Origin of the sequence: Acinetobacter silvestris (assembly GCF_002135235.1) — a bacterium.
GTDB lineage: Bacteria > Pseudomonadota > Gammaproteobacteria > Pseudomonadales > Moraxellaceae > Acinetobacter > Acinetobacter silvestris.
Map to the genome: position 1 here is coordinate 32982 of NZ_NEGB01000004.1, position 19113 is coordinate 52094.

Consider the following 19113-nt stretch of genomic DNA (forward strand, 5'->3'; position numbering starts at 1 on the left):
GTTATCTTATGCGACTTTAGTCGTATGGTTTTATTTTCATCCCTTTCCCACTTAATTTAAGACTGTGAACAATGAATTCCACAGACTTATCGATTAAATATAAAGCACTCTCAATAACTAAATCGGCTGAATACTATGCTTCGTACTCACAATTAAGCACAGCACTCCAACTTGCTACTACATGAGGTTTAATATCTTCAATCTGTGTTTTCACTCTGTTACGGTGCATTTTTTGATCTAAATAGAAGATAGGTTTTAAATTTTTTATGCAATAGAAATCATCCCTCTCACTGAACTTACAATAATTTTAACTTTAACGAATATTTTTATTGAATGTCCTTTTTTAAGAAAACAAGCCGAATCAAAAGTGTTACAATACAGCGTTTATAAATTCTCCTTGGCCACCAATAGCTATGTGGTGCCTATTTAAAATAGTTAGGACGAGCAATGACTGATAATGCAACCATCTTGCAGCATGTACCCGTAGGCAAAAAAGTTGGGATTGCCTTCTCTGGTGGTCTAGATACTTCAGCTGCTTTATTGTGGATGAAACAAAAAGGCGCTGAACCTTATGCTTATACAGCAAACTTAGGTCAGCCAGATGAAGACGACTATGATGCCATTCCAAAGAAAGCTGAAGCTTATGGCGCGGTAAAAGCACGTTTAATCGACTGCCGCTTACAACTTGCGCTTGAAGGTATTGCTGCAATTCAGTGTGGTGCATTCCATATCAGCACAGGTGGCGTTCCTTACTTCAACACGACGCCTCTAGGTCGTGCAGTAACAGGTACAATGCTTGTTACCGCAATGAAAGAAGATGACGTTAATATTTGGGGTGACGGTTCTACTTATAAAGGAAACGACATTGAACGTTTCTATCGTTATGGTTTATTAACCAACCCAGCACTTAAAATTTACAAACCTTGGCTAGACCAAACCTTTATTGATGAACTTGGTGGCCGTGCAGAAATGTCACAGTTCCTCATCGACAACGGTTTTGACTATAAAATGTCAAAAGAAAAAGCCTACTCAACAGATTCAAATATGTTGGGTGCAACACATGAAGCGAAAGATCTTGAATACCTCAATGCAGGCATCAAAATTGTTGATCCAATCATGGGCGTTGCCTTCTGGAAAGATGACGTAGAAGTTAAAGCTGAAGAAGTATCTGTTACTTTCGAAGAAGGTATGCCAGTTGCTTTAAATGGTCAACGTATTGAAGATCCGGTTGAATTCATTCTTGAAGCAAACCGTATCGGTGGTCGTCACGGCTTAGGTATGTCGGATCAAATCGAAAACCGTATTATCGAAGCAAAATCTCGTGGTATTTATGAAGCTCCGGGAATGGCTCTGCTTCATATTGCTTATGAACGCCTAGTAACAGGTATTCATAACGAAGATACCATTGAACAATACCGCATTAACGGTTTACGTTTAGGTCGCTTATTGTACCAAGGTCGTTGGTTCGATTCTCAAGCGCTTATGCTTCGTGAAACTGCACAGCGCTGGGTTGCGAAAGCCATTACAGGTACTGTGACTTTAGAGCTGCGTCGTGGTAATGACTACACCATCATGAACACTGAGTCTGAAAACCTCACGTATGAAGCTGAGCGTTTAACCATGGAGAAAGGCGATTCAATGTTCTCTCCTATGGATCGTATTGGTCAATTGACTATGCGTAATTTAGATATTACCGATACTCGCGCTAAATTAGGTATTTATACCCAAACTGGCTTACTTGCAGTAGGTACGGGTTCAGCTGTTCCACAGTTAAAAGACAAAAATAAATAAGTTTGTTTAAAGTTAAAAAAACCGCCTGCTGAGGCGGTTTTTTTTAAATGTCATAATTTAAAGTTTCATTTTAGGTGAACAGAAAATAACATCACCCATTAAAGCAGTCCAATCTAACTAAAAAAATTATTCAAGAAATTTTACCACCACACCGGGTTGTACTTTACGACCTAAATCATTAGCATCCCAATTTGTTAGGCGAATACAGCCATGCGAAGCTGTTTTAGAAATCAATGACGGATTTGGCGTTCCATGAATACCAAAAGATGGCTTACTTAATGCAATCCAAATATTACCAACTGGTCCATTTGGCCCAGGAGGTAAAACCAATGACTTTCTATTACCACCCTGCACAAAGTTTTTCGGTGAATAACCATAATAAGGATTTGCTGCAACCTTGACTACTTTATGCGTTCCTTTGGGTGATGGTGTCTCTGATCCACCAATTGTCGCAGGAAAGGATGCAATTAAATGATTTTTCCCATTAAATAGATAAAGCTGGCGAGCTCCCTTATGGGCAATAATTAAATTCACATCGTGTGGCAAATCATTGCGTACATTAGGGACTAGAATTTTTTCACCTACTTGATTAAAGGTTGCTTTCGGATTGAGTTGACGTAAAAACTCTTCATCAATATGAAACTTCTCACCCAACATCTCCGTTATTCTCAGGTAATACAATCCCGGCATTTTGGCTTGTAATGCATAATTCCGGGGAATACTTTTTGCAAAGGGTCCTTTTAGATCTTGTGCAGTGATGACATAGACCCCAAAAGCAGGATTAGACTGTTTTGAAATTAAGCTATCCCAAGTTTGCTGAGTCAGTTGCCCAGTAATTGGGAAACCTTGAATTTGCTGATAGGTTGAAAGCGCTTTGAGAAAGTTTTTACCACTTTTACCATCTATTGCACCTGGCGAGGCATGTAAATTATTTAACATTACTTGCGCACGTGCATAGGCTGGAAATTGCCCTCGACCTAGGTCTATCGTCCACTTCGCTTTATTTATATCCTCCAGCGTCCAGACCTGTTTCACTTCTGTAACTGCAAGATTATTTTTTACAGTTGCATCTACTGTTTGAAGTGCAAATGATTGGGAAGGTAAATTCAATATTATAAAACACGCAACATATAAAAATTTTGGCAGCAACTTGCCCATATCACACTCTCTAAATTTATCTTAATATTGAATCTTTCATAACGTTATTCAATTAACTGCACTGAATTTTAATTTTAACAGTTAAAACGTTTCTCATTTGAATCTGGTTTAAATAAATAATCCCACATTATCTTTTCTCATTCGTCATAAAAGCATAAGTCATATTTAAAGAAAAAGAAATTAATTCAGCATCAGCTGACTAGAACATAGTAAAAAATTAAACACATATAAAAAAGATAAAACAACAACTTAACTTAAATATATTATTCCAAATAACAAACTTATGTTTACCACCCCCAAATAGCTTATTTTCAGATCAAATTAATGGTGATGATCGTCCCATTATCGTGCTTAATTTTAAATAGCAGTTACCATTTTGAGCCTTAATCGATTATTATCTATTTTATTTGCTTGTAAGAATGACCTTGAATACGATTACTTTACTTCAACCTGATGATTGGCATGCACATCTTCGTGATGGTCTCGCACTACAACGTACTGTACCTGATTTAGCAAAGCAATTTGCCCGCGCTATTTGTATGCCTAATTTGGTTCCGCCAGTAAAAACGGTTGAAGAAGCAAATGCCTATCGTGAACGTATTTTAGCGCATGTTCCGGAAGGGATACACTTTGACCCACGCATGGTCCTTTATTTCACGGATCATACTGCACCAAGTGAAGTCAAAAAAATTAAAGAATCTGCGCATGTCAATGCAATTAAGCTCTACCCTGCTGGCGCAACGACGAATTCTGACAATGGTGTGAGTGATATTCGTAAAGTCTACGCTGTTATCGAACAGCTAGAAGAACATCAAGTGCCATTATTACTACACGGCGAAGTCACACATCAACATGTTGATATTTTTGATCGCGAAAAGCGTTTTATTGATGAGGTTCTTTCCCCATTATTAAAACAGTTTCCTAAACTAAAATTAGTTTTAGAACACATTACGACCAGTGAAGCGGCACATTTCGTGCTTGAACATGATCGTCATGTAGCTGCAACCATTACACCGCAACATTTACTGTTTAATCGTAATGATATGCTGGTGGGTGGTGTTAAACCTCATTTCTATTGTTTACCGATCCTAAAACGTCAAACACACCAACAGACATTATTGGAAGTCGCCACCAGTGGTAGTCCTAAGTTTTTCTTAGGCACAGATAGCGCGCCACATTCTAAAAACGCGAAGGAAAATGCATGTGGTTGTGCAGGATGTTATAGTGCACCTACAGCGATCGAGCTCTATGCTCAAGCTTTCGATCAAATCGGTAAAATTGAACGACTAGAAGGTTTTGCAAGTCATTTTGGTGCAGACTTTTATGGTTTACCACGTAATACCAATACCATTACGCTGGTAAAAGAAAATCAAGTTATTCCTGAAAGTTTGGATTATTTGGATGGTGAGAAAATTATTCCACTGTATGCTGGAAAAACCATTCAATGGAGAAAAGTGTGACAACTGAAATACAATCTGCAATTGGCCAACGATTCCGTGGTTTTTTACCTGTTGTCGTTGACGTCGAAACCGCAGGTTTTAATGCCGAAACTGATGCACTGCTAGAAATTGCATGTATTCCAATTGTTTATGATGCTGAAGGAAAATTTGTTCCTGGTGAGGCACATCATGCACATATAAATCCGTTTGAAGGTGCAAACTTAGATCGACGCTCTTTAGATTTTATTGGGATTGACCCATTTAATCCTATGCGTATAGCAATGGCTGAAGATGAAAAATCTGCGTTAAAACGTATGTTTAAATCAGTCAACGAAGTTCGTAAGCAGCAGCAATGTACGCATGCCGTACTTGTTGGTCATAATGCCCATTTTGACCTCGGCTTTGTCAAAGCCGCAATTGCACGTACAGGCACTAAAAATCAGAATCCTTTTCATAGCTTTTCTGTTTTTGATACTGTGACCTTAAGTGCTGTGATGTTTGGACAAACGGTACTCGCAAAATCATGTATTCAAGCTGGAATAGAGTTTGATGGTAAGGAAGCACACTCTGCTTTATATGACACTCAAAAGACTGCTGAACTGTTTTGCTATATTTTGAACAAACTCGCACCTCACCTACTTGACACATTGGCGGCGGATCAATAAGATACCGCCATCTTCTAACGACCCTATCGTCTAGAGGCCTAGGACATCGCCCTTTCACGGCGGTAACCGGGGTTCGAATCCCCGTAGGGTCGCCATATATTTTTCATACCAATAATATTCAAATTATCTTTTTATTTTCTTAAAACTTCATTCCATACACATTCTTTCGATTCCATATTTATTATATTTAAGTTTTTTTAAATTCTTTCATTTCTTAATTGATAATTACATCTTCATTCGGTACATAAATTGTCGTTTTAAATCGTAAATTTATTGCGCTAGACTTGAAATATAAGAATCACCCTCGATTTAATAGATTAAATGAATTCTATTTATAACTGTGAATATGAACAATCAAAACAAGCCTGAAATTATAACCATTAATGATCAAAATTTTGGCAGCCATGTAGAGCATTGGAGTTTATTAACAGACGATCCTACAACAGAAGTGCCAAAATGGTTAGGTTTAGCTTTAAATGACCCGATTATGCCCATGGGTCTATGTAAACAAGAATCAGATATGGATACTTCATCTTGGCTTATTCAGGGACCAAGCTCTGCTAGCATTCAGTTAGCGCAAGTCATTGCCGTTGAAAATGGCAAACCCAAAGCGGTCAAAACAGCTTTTCCAACATTTGAAAGCCCATATGTGATTCATGCCAGCATTAATCGGATCATTACCTGCCAGTCCAATACTCAAGCAGTTCTATGCCTACAGCTCAGTCCAAACAGCACGGTATATGCTTTTGATAACTTGTATTCGGTCAATCATGATCAATATCAGAAAGATCAAACATACAAAGTGCAATTTAACGCTTGGGCGTATGAATTAGAAAAAGTATCTGACCATGAACAAATTATTGTGGATGATCCTGCATCAATTAAACATCATCGTGCATTAAATGATATTTTGTTCGAGAATAACGGAATTACACCACCTAATTTACAAGAACTGATTGATGCATGGGAACCAAAATCGGAAGATGATAAAGCACCAGTGACCGTCGACTTTTCCAAAATGGTGGCTTACTTATATGGAGAAACTATAGGTCAGGAAGATGAAGCTTGGTTCCAAGGTAAAATCGTCGGTAAAACTCAAATACAATTTATGCAACAAGACTATACCCTTTACGATGTCACTTTGATTTTAGAAGAGAATCAACCTGCGACACTTATTCGTATTGCAAGCAAAGATACGGCCTATAAAAACTTTGAAATTGGTCAATATATTCGTGGCAATATTTGGATTCAAGCCAATATTTTCTCAAATGCTGACTAAGTTTTAAATTATATATGCGAGGTTCTCTAAGTTGTGGATTAAAATCATTTTTAATCCACAACTTAGAGCAAAAACATCCATTTTTAAATAAATCATCATGCAATAAAATAATTGTGATTAATATTTAAAGTGTTAATTTCAAGTTTCATCATGATTCGGTATGACTAAAATCTAATTTTTATAATATGCGATGATAAATGTAGGTCGTAAACTTAAAACTGAGGATGCGAATAAAATAAATGATTAAGTCATGATTCAACACAACAGATAATAATCCAGCATTCTAAATTCCATAGCATTCCAAACTGACCAATCATTGAATACATCGCTTTTATAATTCATATTCAATACATGACATACTATTTAAATGTACATCACCATGTAAAATAGTACTTTATTTAATCAAAGTTTTATGTTAAAAATAAAAACTCAACAGGATTTAATAATAATTTAAAGTTCTAGGCTCAATGATGAAAATTATACCTGAACAATCAACCAGTCTAATTAATCAAGAAAGCAATTTTCGCTTAAGCTTGGATAAAGGGGCTTTTTGCTTTTTTATTTTAGGTATGTTTCTTGCTGCAATGATTTTCCACTATTTAGGTCTATTTCCAACAAGTTAATCCTGTCATCCGCAGCATTTTACCCTTTTGACAAAATGTACCCAATAAAAAACCCTCAGCCGAGGGTTTTTGATTTATGTAAAATACTTAACCTTGATGGCGTTTTGCAAAGTCATCCATAAAGTTTACCAATGCTTGTACGCCTGCCAATGGAACAGCGTTATAAATACTGGCACGCATACCACCAACTGAACGGTGACCTGCTAAATTAAGCAAATGATTATCTTCTGCTTCTTTTAAGAACAATTTATCGAGATTTGCATTCGCCAAAGTAAACGGTACATTCATAATTGAACGATTCGCTTCAAAAATTGGATTGGCATAGAAATCACTTGAATCAATATAGCCATATAAAAGTTGAGCTTTTTCAAGATTCACTTTATGTATAGCATCCACACCACCCTGCTCAAGCAACCATTCAAAAACCAACCCTGATAAATACCAAGCATACGTTGATGGTGTATTCACCATTGAATCATTCTTTGCTTGTGCTGAATATTTCAAAATACTTGGAATTTCAGTTTTAGCTTGATCAAGCAAGTCTTCACGCACAATAACTAAAGTTAAACCCGCTGGACCAATATTCTTTTGTGCACCCGCATAAATCAAACCGAATTTTGAGACATCAATCGGTGCCGATAAAATACTTGAAGACAAGTCAGTAACCAGTGGTGCATTCACTTCTGGAATTCCAGCAAATTGCAAACCGCCAATCGTTTCGTTATCTGCATAATGCACATAAGCAGCATCTGCTGATAGATTCCATGTGCTTTGCTCTGTAATCGCAAGTTTACCGTTAATGCTCGTCCCCGCTTCTACAACATTAATATCGCCATAACGTTGTGCTTCTTTTAAAGCTTTTTCAGACCAAATTCCTGTATGGATATAATCTGCTTTACTATTTTTACCTAAAAGGTTTAAAGGAATCGCAGAAAATTGTAATGATGCACCACCCTGTAAGAACAAGACTTTATAGTTCTCTGGAATATTCATCAATTGACGTAAATCGGCTTCCGCTTTTTCTGCAACAGCGACATAGTCATCACTACGATGACTCATCTCCATAATCGAAAGACCTTTACCGTGCCAATCCAGCATCTCTTGTTGAGCTTTTTCTAAAACAGCAGTGGGTAATGCAGCAGGGCCAGCACAGAAATTGTACGCGCGCATGATTTTTCCTTTCAAAGTGAAACACAATAAAATGACGGCATTTAACCACATATAGCAGGTGCTTGCAGTAAATTATCCTGAAAATATTTCAATATAATCGGACAATTAAAGTTAAATTTTCAATGAACATTTTGAATTAATTGCAGAATAATTTACATAAAAATACGGCTATGCCTATATGAACCCAGATAAAATGCAATAATGACTAAAAATTAATTAAGATACTTATATAAAAAACAATTCAGCGACTGAATTCAAGACACATTCTTTTTTTGCGCTGTATAATTTACCCAACACTGCTGAGTGACAAATCAATGTTGATAAAACTAAGAAAAATACAAAAACAATGTAGCCCACCCATTAGATCAAGTTTTAAAATAATATTACTCATCATCAGTATCACTCACTCAAGTACAATTTTTGCAGAGAGTATTAGCTATATACAAGCAGAGCAATCCATTTTAAAAGATTCCTATAGCACTCAGGCTAGTCAAGCATTCCAACAAGCCGCTCAACTTGAAGCAGATGCGGTTAAAGGCCTAGGTCTACCTCGTATCGATTTAAATGTGCGGGCTTATGCATTTCATAATGAAGTGGATATTCCTTTAAACTCGTTTAAGAACAATTTAGAACAAACGCTGTCGCAAGGCATTAACGATCGAATTGATCAAGTTAACTTACCCCCCAATATTTCAGACCCACTAAAAGAAGGACTCAATCAAACTATCCATAGCGGAGTTGGTCTATTTCCAGATTCAGCAAATGTTGTATTAGAAGATCAAGTCATTCGTCCAACCGTCTCAGTGCTTATGCCTTTATATACTGGGGGGCTTACCTCGAGTGCCAAAGAAATCGCCAAGATCAATGCGCAGCGCAGCCAACTCACCACTAAACAACAGCAAGATATACAACGCTTTGAAATCATTCAGGCTTACTTCAATACGCAACTGCAAAAACAATTATTAAATTCAAGCCATTCAAACTTTAAAGCAATGCAAATCCATTACAGCAATGCGCTAAAGTTGGAACAACAAGGTTTCATCAGCAAAGGCCAACGCATGCAATTTGAAGTTGCCAAGAATAATGCTGAACGTATTGAGCAAAACAGTGATTCTAATTTAAAAGCTAGTCTATTTCAGCTCAATAATCTGCTGCAAAGCAGTCAAATTACCGACTTAACCACACCTTTGTTTGTCAACTCGACACAGAGCCAATCTTTAAATACATTATTACAAACATATAAAGACCAATCCTCTCTCATTCGTAAAATGCAGATGGACACGCAACTCGCCAATGCCAATGTCAAAGTTCAATCGGCGGCAAAAAAACCCAATCTTTTTGCTTTCGGTGAATATAGCTTAGATGAAAAGCAGAACTGGATTGTCGGTGTGGTTGCTCGCTATAATTTATTTTCAGGGGTAGATAAAAATAAGAATATTCAAGCAGCTGAACTACAGCGTTATGCCTCCGAGCTACTAACCGAACGAACTAAACAAGAGATTGAAAATATTATTTATAAATCTTATAGCGAAATTACCAGTGCACAACGTAGTCAGCAACTTATCCAGCAAAATATGCAAGCAGCTCAGGAAAATTTACGTATCCAAACTTTGTCTTTTAAAGAAGACATGGGTACAGCAACTCAAGTCATTGATGCCCAAAATGCACTCAGCGGCTTAAAAAGCGAAATGGCACTGAATGCCTATAAATATGTCATATCATTGGCCACATTACTGCAAAGTCATGGCTCAATTGATCAATTTCAAAATTATGTTAATCAATCTCAAACTTATTATATTCGTTAATTTTGATGGGGGAAAATCAGATGACTCAAGATCAAAACAAGCCTGATCAAGATACAGAAAAAACCTTATCTGAAGAAACGTCTACAGATGAATCACAAAGACTGACTGAACAGAATACAACGACTGCGCTACCTCGACAACCGTCTCAGACTGAATCAGATATAGTATCAAACACCCTTTCTACACCTCAGCAAGTAGAACAAAATTCAGCTAATGAATCCAAAAAACTTAAGCTCATCAAAATTGCGGGCATCATTGCTTTAATTCTACTGTTAGGTCTCATTGCTTTTGGTTTATGGAAAAGTTATCAACCCAAAGAAATTGAATTACAAGGCCGAGTTGAAGCAGAAACTATTTATGTCAGCACCAAAGTTCCCAGTCGAATTGAAGAAGTTTATGTACATGATGGGCAAAAGGTAACGAAAGGTCAGCAATTGGTGCGCCTGTACAGTCCTGAAGTTGATGCAAAAAAGCAACAAGCCTTAGGTGTTTTACAATCGGCGCTCGCACTACAATCAACTGCGGAGCGAGGCTCACAACAAGAAAATATTGCGACACTGTATGCCAACTGGCAAAGTTTAAAAGCACAAGAACAATTAGCCAAAACCACCTATCAACGGGGTGAGAATCTATTTAAAGAAGGTGTAATTTCTCGGCAACGACGTGATGAAATGCATGCAGCCACAATCTCTGCAACAGAACTCACAGAGGCTGCGCATCAACAATATCTTCGTGCGCAACGAGGCAGCACCCCACAACAAAAATCTTCTGCCGATGCGCAGGTTCAAATTGCCCAAGCAGCAGTCGCTGAAGCCAATGCTTTAGAGGCAGAAACCAAATTACTTGCTCCAATTAATGGTACGGTATCAAAAACCTATGGCAAAGTCTCTGAATTGGTCGCGATAGGCGTACCTGTGGTGAGCATAATTCAAGACGATGATTTAAAAGTTAGTTTTAATGTTCGAGAAGATCAATACGCAAACATCTATCAAATTAAAAAAATACAAGGTTTTATTCCTGCACTAAATAAAACAACTACCTTTCAAATTAAAAACATTGATGCTGAAGGTGAATTTGCCACGATTAAAACCACTCGCCAAACGGGTGGCTATGACATTCGAAGCTTCAAGGTTCATGTTGTTCCTATAGAACCTATGCCAGATTTAAAAGTCGGTATGAGCGTTCTATTCAAAGTAAAAGAGGCAAACTAATGTGGTCTGGCTTGCTGCGTGAACTGCGCTATTTACTGACGCATAAATGGGACTTATGTTTAGTCACGCTCGCACCATTATTCATTATTGTGTTATTCACCAGCATGTTTTATCAAGGCAAACCTGAACATTTACCCATTGCCATTATTGACCAAGATCACAGTGGATTAAGTCAAAATATTGAAAAATATCTGAGCCATAATCCAACTTTAAAAATTAAGATGATTTCACAAAGTCAGGATGAAGTCGAAAAATTATTAAATCAAACTCAAATTTGGGGTTATGTGAGTATTCCTGAAGGTGCGGAACAGCGATTGGTTCGAGCGCAAGATGCTGAAATTAGCATTGCTTTTAATCAAAGCTATTTCAGTGTTGGAAATGCTATTTCTTCAGCAATGTTAGTCAGCACCCTAGAAGCTATTGTTAATTTCACGGGACAAAATTATTTAGAAAACACTATCCCTTATTTAGATATTCCAACACCGCATGTCAAAATATCACCATTATATAATCCTAATTTAAGTTACGAATTCTATTTAGAACCCTTTATGATTCCTGCAATCCTGCATTTATTACTGTGCTGTTGTGTGGCTTTTTCAGTTGGGCAAGAATTCACATTTAATACCAGTAAGCAATGGCTCAGTCAAACCAACCTCTTTGGTGCACTATTATCTAAAAATTTAACCTATGTCTTTATTTTTACCGCATGGACTTGGGCATGGATGTTCTGGCTAATTGAGATTCGAGGTTGGTTTGTTGCAGGTCATCTCTGGATCATATTAGTAGCACAATTTTTCTTTTACAGTGCTTATGCCTTTATTAGCACTACGATGGTACTGGCAACCCATAATTTAAGTAAAACGTTCGGCTTTATTGCGGTATATGGGGGGTCATCCTTAAGCTTTGCTGGTGTGACTTTACCATTAAATAATGCCCCACTCTTTACTAAATTTTGGGCCAATATTATTCCTTATACGCCTTATGCAAAATTACAAACTGAGCAATGGGTGATTGGAAGCCCCATCTCCACTTCTCTTTTTCCATTGGCTATTTTAATGCTATATACACTGTTCTATTTGAGTATTTCCTTTGGTCTCCTTAAGAAATATGTCAAAGGAGTACAGCTATGAAAAATCACGGGAAAAACTTTCTCCATTATTATGTTAAAACATTTAAGGATATTGCACGGAATAGCTCAATCCTAACCACATTAATTTTATCGGTTTTTTTCTATAGTTTTTTTTATCCCACAGCCTATAAAGCTGAACATGCAGAATCTCTGCCCATTGTGATTGTGGATGAGGAACAAAGTCTGATCACTGCCACCATTATTAATGAAGTATCAAAAAGCCCTAATGTCAGTATTAAAGCCGTCACTGGAAATTTTGCTGAAGCAGAAATAATGCTTAAAGCTCAGCAAGCGGATGCCATTTTATTATTGCCTCATAATTTATCCAACAGTATTCATCGTGGCGAAGTGGGTGGTGTCGGCTTATATTTAAGCGCCGCTTATTTTTTAAGAACCAAAGAAATTGGCTTAGGTATAGCCAAATCGATTGAACAAGCCATTGTTGAGCAAACTGAAAAGTTTAGCCATATTTCTGCTTTCTCCCCTGTACTTTCTATTCATCAAATTCCATTGTTTAATACCCAGTCGGGTTATGGCAGTTATGTTTTCCCTGCTATTGCACCTTTAATCATTCATCAGACTATTGTTTTAGGTCTAAGTATGCTCATTGCAAGCTATAGGCAATCCAATTGGCGACCTAAAAAACTTGAATTATTTGGTTTATTCTGCACCATTTTAACCATTGGTTGTTTAGGTTGTTTTTATTTATTTGGCTTTACTTTCTGGCTCTATGATTATCCACATGGTGGTAATTTTTGGGGCATGCTATTGGGCGTTCCTATTTTCATCAGTTGTGTGATTGGGCTCAGCCTCGTCCTTGCTTCATTCTTAGATCTACCTGAACGTGCAGGACATTTGATCGTTTTCACCTCCATTCCGCTGTTTTTACTCTCTGGAACCGCATGGCCACATTCAGCCATGCCTGAATGGATGCAATACCTAGGCAATGCACTACCATCCACCCAAGGTATTCAAATGTTTATACAGCTCAACCAAATGGGTGTTCCGATTGATCTCGTTATTCCTAAGATGATTTATTTAGCGGTAATTGGCTCAATACTCTTGATTTTAGGTTATTTTCGACTCACTCAACCACACAAAAAATCATGTATTCCTCCTACACAACATAAGATTAATAAATAAAACTTAATAAATAGATCGTATATCCAACTAAAACTGTATAAATTTTAAACAATCGAACAAATATTATATAAAAAAAGTTAGATTGTAGGCATATATCAATGCAAAATAGCGTTTTTCCAAACTTCATGAATATTTTTGTTATTCATTCCCATGCTCCCAGTAACATGTCGTGATGATTCCGATAGCGTTCTTACAGCTTTTTTTTCACTAAATATCTGATTTTAAGGGATTAACATGAAGAAAATTAAGATTAGCCTTGCATGGCAAATCGTAATTGCACTCATTTTAGGTGTGCTTGTAGGCTCTTTTTTACACTATTCTCCTGAATATCGTGAAGTTGTAATTAATAATTTTCTTAGCCCATTGGGTGCAATTTTTATTAATTTGATTAAAATGATCGTTATTCCACTTGTCGTTTCAATGCTAATTTTAGGTATTGCGAACACAAGTCACGGTCAAAATTTAGGTAAACTTGGCTTTAAAACCATTGTTTATTTTGAAGTTATTACAACTGTTGCCATTATTGTTGGTCTTGTTGCTGCCAATGTATTCCAGCCAGGTGCTGGCATTGACATGTCGAGTTTAACGCAAACCGATATCTCTAAATACCAAGCAACAACACAAGAAGTGAGTAGCCATGCTCACGGTCTAGTTAATACCATTTTATCGTTAATCCCTTCTAATATTTTTGGCGCACTGACTGATGGGCACATGTTGCCAATCATCTTCTTCTCAGTGATCTTTGGTGTTGGTTTAGGATCGTTAGCTAAAGAAACCAAACAGCCTTTAATTAATGTATTACAGGCCGTTTCTGAAACCATGTTCAAAGTTACGCATATGATCATGCTCTTTGCACCATTTGGTGTATTTGGTCTGATTGCAGCAACAGTTGCAAACTTTGGCTTCAGCTCTCTGCTTCCATTAGTGAAGTTGGCTCTCTTAGTCTATGGCGCTATTTTATTCTTCACCTTTATTATTTTGGGTGCAGTCGCTAAATTCTGTGGTTTTAGCATTTGGGCACTCATTAAAATATTGAAAGATGAGCTGATTTTAGCTTACTCAACTGCGAGTTCAGAAACCGTTTTACCGCGTATTATGGAAAAAATGGAAGCCTATGGCGCCCCTAAATCCATTACCAGCTTCGTAATTCCAATTGGTTATTCTTTTAACTTAGATGGTTCTACACTTTATCAGAGTATTGCAGCAATTTTTATTGCGCAACTTTATGGTATTGATTTAAGCATCACCCAACAAATTATTTTAGTTATCACTTTAATGATTACCTCTAAAGGTATTGCTGGTGTTCCAGGTGTATCTTTTGTCGTATTGTTAGCAACATTGGGCAGTGTAGGTATTCCACTTGAAGGTCTTGCATTTATTGCAGGTATTGACCGTATTTTAGATATGGCACGTACTGCATTGAATGTCATTGGTAACTCATTGGCTGTTCTTGTCATTAGTAAATGGGAAGGTCAATTCGACACTGAAAAACAGAAAAATTATGCTGTTGAAATGCAAAAAAATCGTGATATTAAGATGCAGGATGCAGCGTAATTCATGATTTTTTAAAAGGAAGCATTCGCTTCCTTTTTTTATTCATAAAATAAAGCGACATAAAATGACGTGATCACACCTCTCCTATTTATTGAGTTTGATGATATTTAAATCAAATTTATTTAATTTAAGAGGATATGGCTACCAACAGCATTTCTTGAAAACTTTAATGTGTCTATTATTGGAGAGCATATTCAGCAATCTTGCTGAAATTAGTTACACAATTTATGCAACCAATGCTGTTGATTTTCTGAATAGCGTTATTCGCCATACAACAAAGAAGTGCAAGATATTCTCATCAGATGAATCTATGAAAAAAGTAAGCTTTTAGCAGCAATGAACGGATTTACGATTCACCTCGATAACCACTTAAAAGATCTTTTATAAAAAAGTTAAAACGTATACAAAACAGTTTAAAAGCTAGAAAAAAAGGACGCCTAAGCATCCTTTTTTATCACCGTCAAAACTTACTCTTCTTCAGACTCATTTAAATCTGATTCATCGCCAGTTTCATCAGCAATCATTTCGTCAGCAATCAAAATTTCAGAATCAATTAAAGCTTCAGAAGTCTCTACTTCTTCACCTTCAATCACTTCTACAAACTCTTCTTCTTCAACTGCTTCAACAGCAACAATACCCACAAGTACTTCTTCTTGACCTAAACGGATCAAACGAACACCTTGCGCATTACGGCCAGTTTGTGCAACTTCAGAAGCACGCGTACGCACTAAAGTACCGCCATCAGAAATCAGCATCAACTCTTTAGATGCGTCTATCGCAACCGCACCAACAAGCTCGCCATTACGTTCTGAGGTCTTAAGTGCAATAACACCTTTACCACCACGTTTTTTGGTTGGGAAGTCACCGACTGGGGTACGTTTACCGTAACCATGTACAGAAGCACATAGCACTTCACCTGTTTCAGGTACTACGACCAACGATACAATACGGCTGACGAGAACTGAATCTGAACCATCTTCATCATCAGACTCTACATCGGTATCTTCTGCATCTTCAACTTGTGCTGCACCAATCGTGACACGCATACCGCGTACACCTTTGGCCGAACGCCCCATTGAACGTACATCAGTTTCAGCAAAACGAATTGCCTTACCTTCATTGGAGAACAACATAATCTGCTGCTCACCATCAGTAATCGCGACACCAATTAAGGTATCTTCTTCATTTAACTCAATCGCACGTAAACCATTTGAACGAACATTACTAAATTGTTCAAGTTCAACGCGTTTAATGGTACCGAACTCAGTCGCCATAAACACATAAAAGTTTTTACGAACTGCTTCAGCTTGTTGAGCAAAATCAGCAATGATTTCATCATCCAGATCAGTGGTAGAAAGTTCTACCCCTAATTGTTTCAATTGAACACGTAAAGCATCAGATAAATCATCTGCACCATCTTCAAGTTCAGCTAAAGCCGCTTCAAGCTCAACAAAATGACCATTAATAATTTCATTTTCTTGAAGTTTAGCTTTATTGGCTTTAACAAATGCTTGGAAATCGACTAAACGATCTTTAAATTTCTTCGGTGCATCAATCACAGGAAGAATCGCTGTAATGGTTTCATTGGCATCTAGTGGCAATAAGTTCACCATTGGACGACCTTTTGCTCCACGCGATGCTTGTGGCACATCATAAACTTTCAAGCGATATACTTTACCGACGTTGGTAAAGCATAAAACCGTCGCATGGTTCGATGTCACAATCATATGTTGAATGTAATCATCTTCTTTCATTGAAGTCGCAGATTTACCACGACCACCACGACGCTGTGCCGCATAGTCAGACAATGGCTGAGTTTTCGCATAACCTGTTTTCGAAACAGTCAGTACCATTTGCTCTTCAGGAATTAAATCTTCACGAGAGAAATCGATACGTGACTCAACGATTGCAGTTTTACGTGCATCACCATACTGTTGCAAAATCAATGCTAACTCTTCACGAATCACATTCATCAACAACTCAAAGTCATTCAAAATTGCTGTAAGTTCAGCAATTTGACCTAGAATCTCTGAATATTCTGCGTGTAGTTTGTCTTGTTCTAAACCGGTTAAACGATGCAAACGCAATTCTAAAATTGCGCTAACTTGAGTTGGTGAAAGACGATAAACAGCACCGTCAAAACCATACGGTTTAGATAAGTCTTCACCCTCAATAATTTCAGGACGGACAGAAACCGAGCCCGCTTTTTCCAATAAGGCAACCACACCACCTGCTGACCACTCACCAGCATGTAAGCGCTCACGTGCCTCAGCTGGGTTAGCAGAAGTTTTAATGGTTTCAATAATCGCATCGATATTGGCTAGTGCAACGGTTAGACCTTCTAAGATATGACCACGTTCACGCGCTTTGCGTAATTCGTACATGGTACGACGGGTCACCACTTCTTGACGGTGACGAATAAACGCTGCGATGATATCTTTTAAATTCATCAACTTCGGCTGACCATTGTCTAGGCAAACCATGTTGATGCTGAAGGAATTTTCAAGCTGAGTATTTTGGAATAAGTTATTGACAATCACTTCAGCGTTTTCACCACGCTTTAAGTCAATCGCAATACGCATACCGTCTTTATCAGACTCATCACGCAGCTCTGAAATACCTTCCAGTTTTTTCTCTTTCACCAATTCAGCAATACGCTCAATGGTTCTTGCTTTATTGACTTGATACGGAATTTCAGTGAATACAATGGTGATACGACCATTCTTCGGATCTTCTTCGAAGTGATACTTACCACGAATATGCAAACGACCTTTACCAGTACGGTAGGCATCAACAATTCCTGATTTACCGTAAATGATACCGCCTGTAGGGAAATCAGGACCCGATATGTGCTCCATCAAGCCTTCAATGCTAATGTTCGGATTATTGGCATATGCTAAACAAGCATTCACAACCTCAGTCATGTTGTGTGGCGCCATATTGGTCGCCATACCAACTGCAATACCCGTCACACCATTGATCAATAAATTTGGAATACGGGTCGGCATCACCTGCGGAATACGCTCAGAACCGTCGTAGTTATCTTCCCATTCGACTGTATCTTTTTCTAAATCAGCCAACATTTCATGGGTCAATTTGCGCATACGTACTTCGGTATAACGCATTGCCGCAGCACTATCACCATCGACCGAACCAAAGTTACCTTGACCATCAACCAACTGATAACGCAAGCTAAAATCTTGGGCCATACGTACAATGGTTTCATAAACGGCAGAATCACCATGTGGATGATATTTACCGATCACGTCACCGACGACACGTGCAGATTTTTTATAGGCTTTGTTGTAGTCATTGCCCAATTCGTGCATAGCGAACAGCACACGACGATGAACAGGTTTTAAACCATCTCTCACGTCTGGTAATGCACGAGATACAATAACACTCATGGCATAATCGAGATATGAGCTTTTAAGTTCATCCTCAATGGCAATCGGTCTGATTTCCGATACGCTCATGCATACTCCTTATTACAAACAGCGCGTACTGCAACTGTTCATTTATATAATCAATCTTGCAAAAAATTAACCCTAAAAGACTGAGTTAAAATCAAAAAATAGTCGGATACTATAGCATAAAAGCATCTAAATTTGTGTCAATCCATCTGCACTATAATCATGATTTTTTGTATTAAATTTAAGCAAAACCAACATTTGAGCAACAATAAAAAACCTCCGCTAAAGGAGGCTAAAATTCAAACGCATTCTATTCATATTTATGAATATTGGGGTATGCTGAAAACTCATCTAAAGTTGACTGATTTTCAGTTTCTAAGATTGGTTTATCTTGCTTCATTAACAGATAGGTCACTTCAAATAAACCCCAAATAATCGGGAACTCATACATTTCTTCCATGAAATTTTTATAAGCAATGTCATGTAAAAATACTGGCAATAAAAAACGACTATGCTCAATTGAATCGGCAATGATCAATGTGGTCAGAGCCAAGATAAAACTCCAAATGGGGAATTTTACAGTTTTGAACTTATTCATAATTTCTTGACGAAGCTGAGCTGAAAACAACATCAATACCACAGGGGTAATAAACATAACCGAAAGTGCTTTAAAATAGACTCTGGGCACTTCAGGAAAATAATCTCTGCCCCAACTTGTACTAAGACCAAAGAG

Annotated in this window: 13 protein-coding genes, 1 tRNA gene and 1 pseudogene; 11 read left to right on the plus strand and 4 right to left on the minus strand. The window is 37.6% G+C overall.

Features of this window, described 5'->3' with window-relative positions; translation table 11 throughout:
* Positions 1-447 precede the first annotated feature (447 nt).
* Positions 448-1791: an argininosuccinate synthase gene (argG, locus tag B9T28_RS07940; RefSeq protein WP_086203457.1), complete on the plus strand. Its 1344-nt coding sequence runs from the start codon at positions 448-450 to the stop codon at positions 1789-1791.
* A 126-nt stretch (positions 1792-1917) separates the two neighbouring features.
* Here argG and B9T28_RS07945 read toward each other — a convergent pair whose 3' ends face one another.
* The gene (locus B9T28_RS07945; RefSeq protein WP_086203458.1) at positions 1918-2949 is read right to left on the minus strand and encodes a L,D-transpeptidase family protein; all 1032 of its coding nucleotides are present in this window, start codon (positions 2947-2949) and stop codon (positions 1918-1920) included.
* A 425-nt stretch (positions 2950-3374) separates the two neighbouring features.
* Between B9T28_RS07945 and pyrC the strand changes: the two genes are divergently transcribed.
* The 4 genes from pyrC to B9T28_RS07965 all read left to right on the plus strand — a co-directional run bounded on the left by pyrC (position 3375) and on the right by B9T28_RS07965 (position 6332).
* Positions 3375-4409 carry a dihydroorotase gene (pyrC, locus tag B9T28_RS07950; RefSeq protein ID WP_086203683.1) on the plus strand — a complete coding sequence of 345 codons (1035 nt, stop codon included), beginning with the start codon at positions 3375-3377 and terminating at the stop codon, positions 4407-4409.
* Positions 4394-5053 (plus strand): ribonuclease T, encoded by a 660-nt coding sequence (gene rnt, locus B9T28_RS07955; protein ID WP_086203459.1) that lies wholly within the window; start codon positions 4394-4396, stop codon positions 5051-5053. The genes pyrC and rnt overlap by 16 nt, the downstream gene beginning before the upstream one ends.
* 19 nt (positions 5054-5072) lie before the next feature.
* Positions 5073-5148, plus strand: a tRNA-Glu gene (locus B9T28_RS07960).
* A gap of 251 nt (positions 5149-5399) precedes the next feature.
* The gene (locus tag B9T28_RS07965) at positions 5400-6332 is read left to right on the plus strand and encodes a hypothetical protein (protein WP_086203460.1); all 933 of its coding nucleotides are present in this window, start codon (positions 5400-5402) and stop codon (positions 6330-6332) included.
* 710 nt (positions 6333-7042) lie between these two features.
* Here B9T28_RS07965 and serC read toward each other — a convergent pair.
* On the minus strand, positions 7043-8125 hold the full coding sequence (gene serC / locus B9T28_RS07970) for a 3-phosphoserine/phosphohydroxythreonine transaminase (RefSeq protein WP_086203461.1): 1083 nt from the start codon (positions 8123-8125) through the stop codon (positions 7043-7045).
* A 314-nt stretch (positions 8126-8439) separates the two neighbouring features.
* Here serC and B9T28_RS07975 point away from each other — a divergent pair, with 314 nt between their 5' ends.
* The 6 genes and pseudogenes from B9T28_RS07975 to B9T28_RS15015 all read left to right on the plus strand — a co-directional run.
* Positions 8440-9930 carry a TolC family protein gene (locus tag B9T28_RS07975; RefSeq protein ID WP_086203462.1) on the plus strand — a complete coding sequence of 497 codons (1491 nt, stop codon included), beginning with the start codon at positions 8440-8442 and terminating at the stop codon, positions 9928-9930.
* A gap of 20 nt (positions 9931-9950) precedes the next feature.
* Positions 9951-11141 (plus strand): HlyD family secretion protein, encoded by a 1191-nt coding sequence (locus tag B9T28_RS07980; RefSeq protein WP_086203463.1) that lies wholly within the window; start codon positions 9951-9953, stop codon positions 11139-11141.
* A complete protein-coding gene (locus tag B9T28_RS07985; RefSeq protein ID WP_086203464.1) occupies positions 11141-12271 on the plus strand; it encodes an ABC transporter permease in 1131 nt (376 codons plus the stop codon). The genes B9T28_RS07980 and B9T28_RS07985 overlap by 1 nt, the downstream gene beginning before the upstream one ends.
* A complete protein-coding gene (locus B9T28_RS07990; RefSeq protein WP_086203465.1) occupies positions 12268-13413 on the plus strand; it encodes an ABC transporter permease in 1146 nt (381 codons plus the stop codon). Before B9T28_RS07985 ends, B9T28_RS07990 begins: the two co-directional genes overlap by 4 nt.
* Before the next feature lie 234 nt (positions 13414-13647).
* Positions 13648-14967 (plus strand): glutamate/aspartate:proton symporter GltP, encoded by a 1320-nt coding sequence (gltP, locus tag B9T28_RS07995; RefSeq protein ID WP_086203466.1) that lies wholly within the window; start codon positions 13648-13650, stop codon positions 14965-14967.
* Positions 14968-15148: 181 nt separating this feature from the next.
* Positions 15149-15354, plus strand: a pseudogene (locus B9T28_RS15015) (IS256 family transposase); the annotation flags it as partial.
* Positions 15355-15434: 80 nt separating this feature from the next.
* On the opposite strand, the gene gyrA reads toward B9T28_RS15015, so the two are convergent.
* Together gyrA and B9T28_RS15020 are read right to left on the minus strand one after the other, a co-directional pair.
* On the minus strand, positions 15435-18443 hold the full coding sequence (gyrA, locus tag B9T28_RS08000) for a DNA gyrase subunit A (protein ID WP_086203467.1): 3009 nt from the start codon (positions 18441-18443) through the stop codon (positions 15435-15437).
* Between the two features lie 247 nt (positions 18444-18690).
* Entirely contained in the window at positions 18691-19035 is a 345-nt protein-coding gene (locus tag B9T28_RS15020) for a hypothetical protein (protein ID WP_252053562.1), read from the minus strand.
* Positions 19036-19113: the final 78 nt, after the last annotated feature.

Excerpts from the sequence above, each read along its gene's own strand:
- B9T28_RS07985 (WP_086203464.1), top strand. The coding sequence starts at position 11,141 with ATGTGGTCTGGCTTGCTGCGTGAACTGCGCTATTTACTGACGCATAAA.
- argG (WP_086203457.1), top strand. The coding sequence starts at position 448 with ATGACTGATAATGCAACCATCTTGCAGCATGTACCCGTAGGCAAAAAA.
- B9T28_RS07975 (WP_086203462.1), top strand. The coding sequence starts at position 8,440 with ATGTTGATAAAACTAAGAAAAATACAAAAACAATGTAGCCCACCCATT.
- B9T28_RS15020 (WP_252053562.1), bottom strand. The coding sequence starts at position 19,035 with ATGTTTATTACCCCTGTGGTATTGATGTTGTTTTCAGCTCAGCTTCGT.
- B9T28_RS07945 (WP_086203458.1), bottom strand. The coding sequence starts at position 2,949 with ATGGGCAAGTTGCTGCCAAAATTTTTATATGTTGCGTGTTTTATAATA.
- serC (WP_086203461.1), bottom strand. The coding sequence starts at position 8,125 with ATGCGCGCGTACAATTTCTGTGCTGGCCCTGCTGCATTACCCACTGCT.
- gltP (WP_086203466.1), top strand. The coding sequence starts at position 13,648 with ATGAAGAAAATTAAGATTAGCCTTGCATGGCAAATCGTAATTGCACTC.
- rnt (WP_086203459.1), top strand. The coding sequence starts at position 4,394 with ATGGAGAAAAGTGTGACAACTGAAATACAATCTGCAATTGGCCAACGA.
- gyrA (WP_086203467.1), bottom strand. The coding sequence starts at position 18,443 with ATGAGCGTATCGGAAATCAGACCGATTGCCATTGAGGATGAACTTAAA.
- B9T28_RS07965 (WP_086203460.1), top strand. The coding sequence starts at position 5,400 with ATGAACAATCAAAACAAGCCTGAAATTATAACCATTAATGATCAAAAT.
- B9T28_RS07980 (WP_086203463.1), top strand. The coding sequence starts at position 9,951 with ATGACTCAAGATCAAAACAAGCCTGATCAAGATACAGAAAAAACCTTA.
- B9T28_RS07990 (WP_086203465.1), top strand. The coding sequence starts at position 12,268 with ATGAAAAATCACGGGAAAAACTTTCTCCATTATTATGTTAAAACATTT.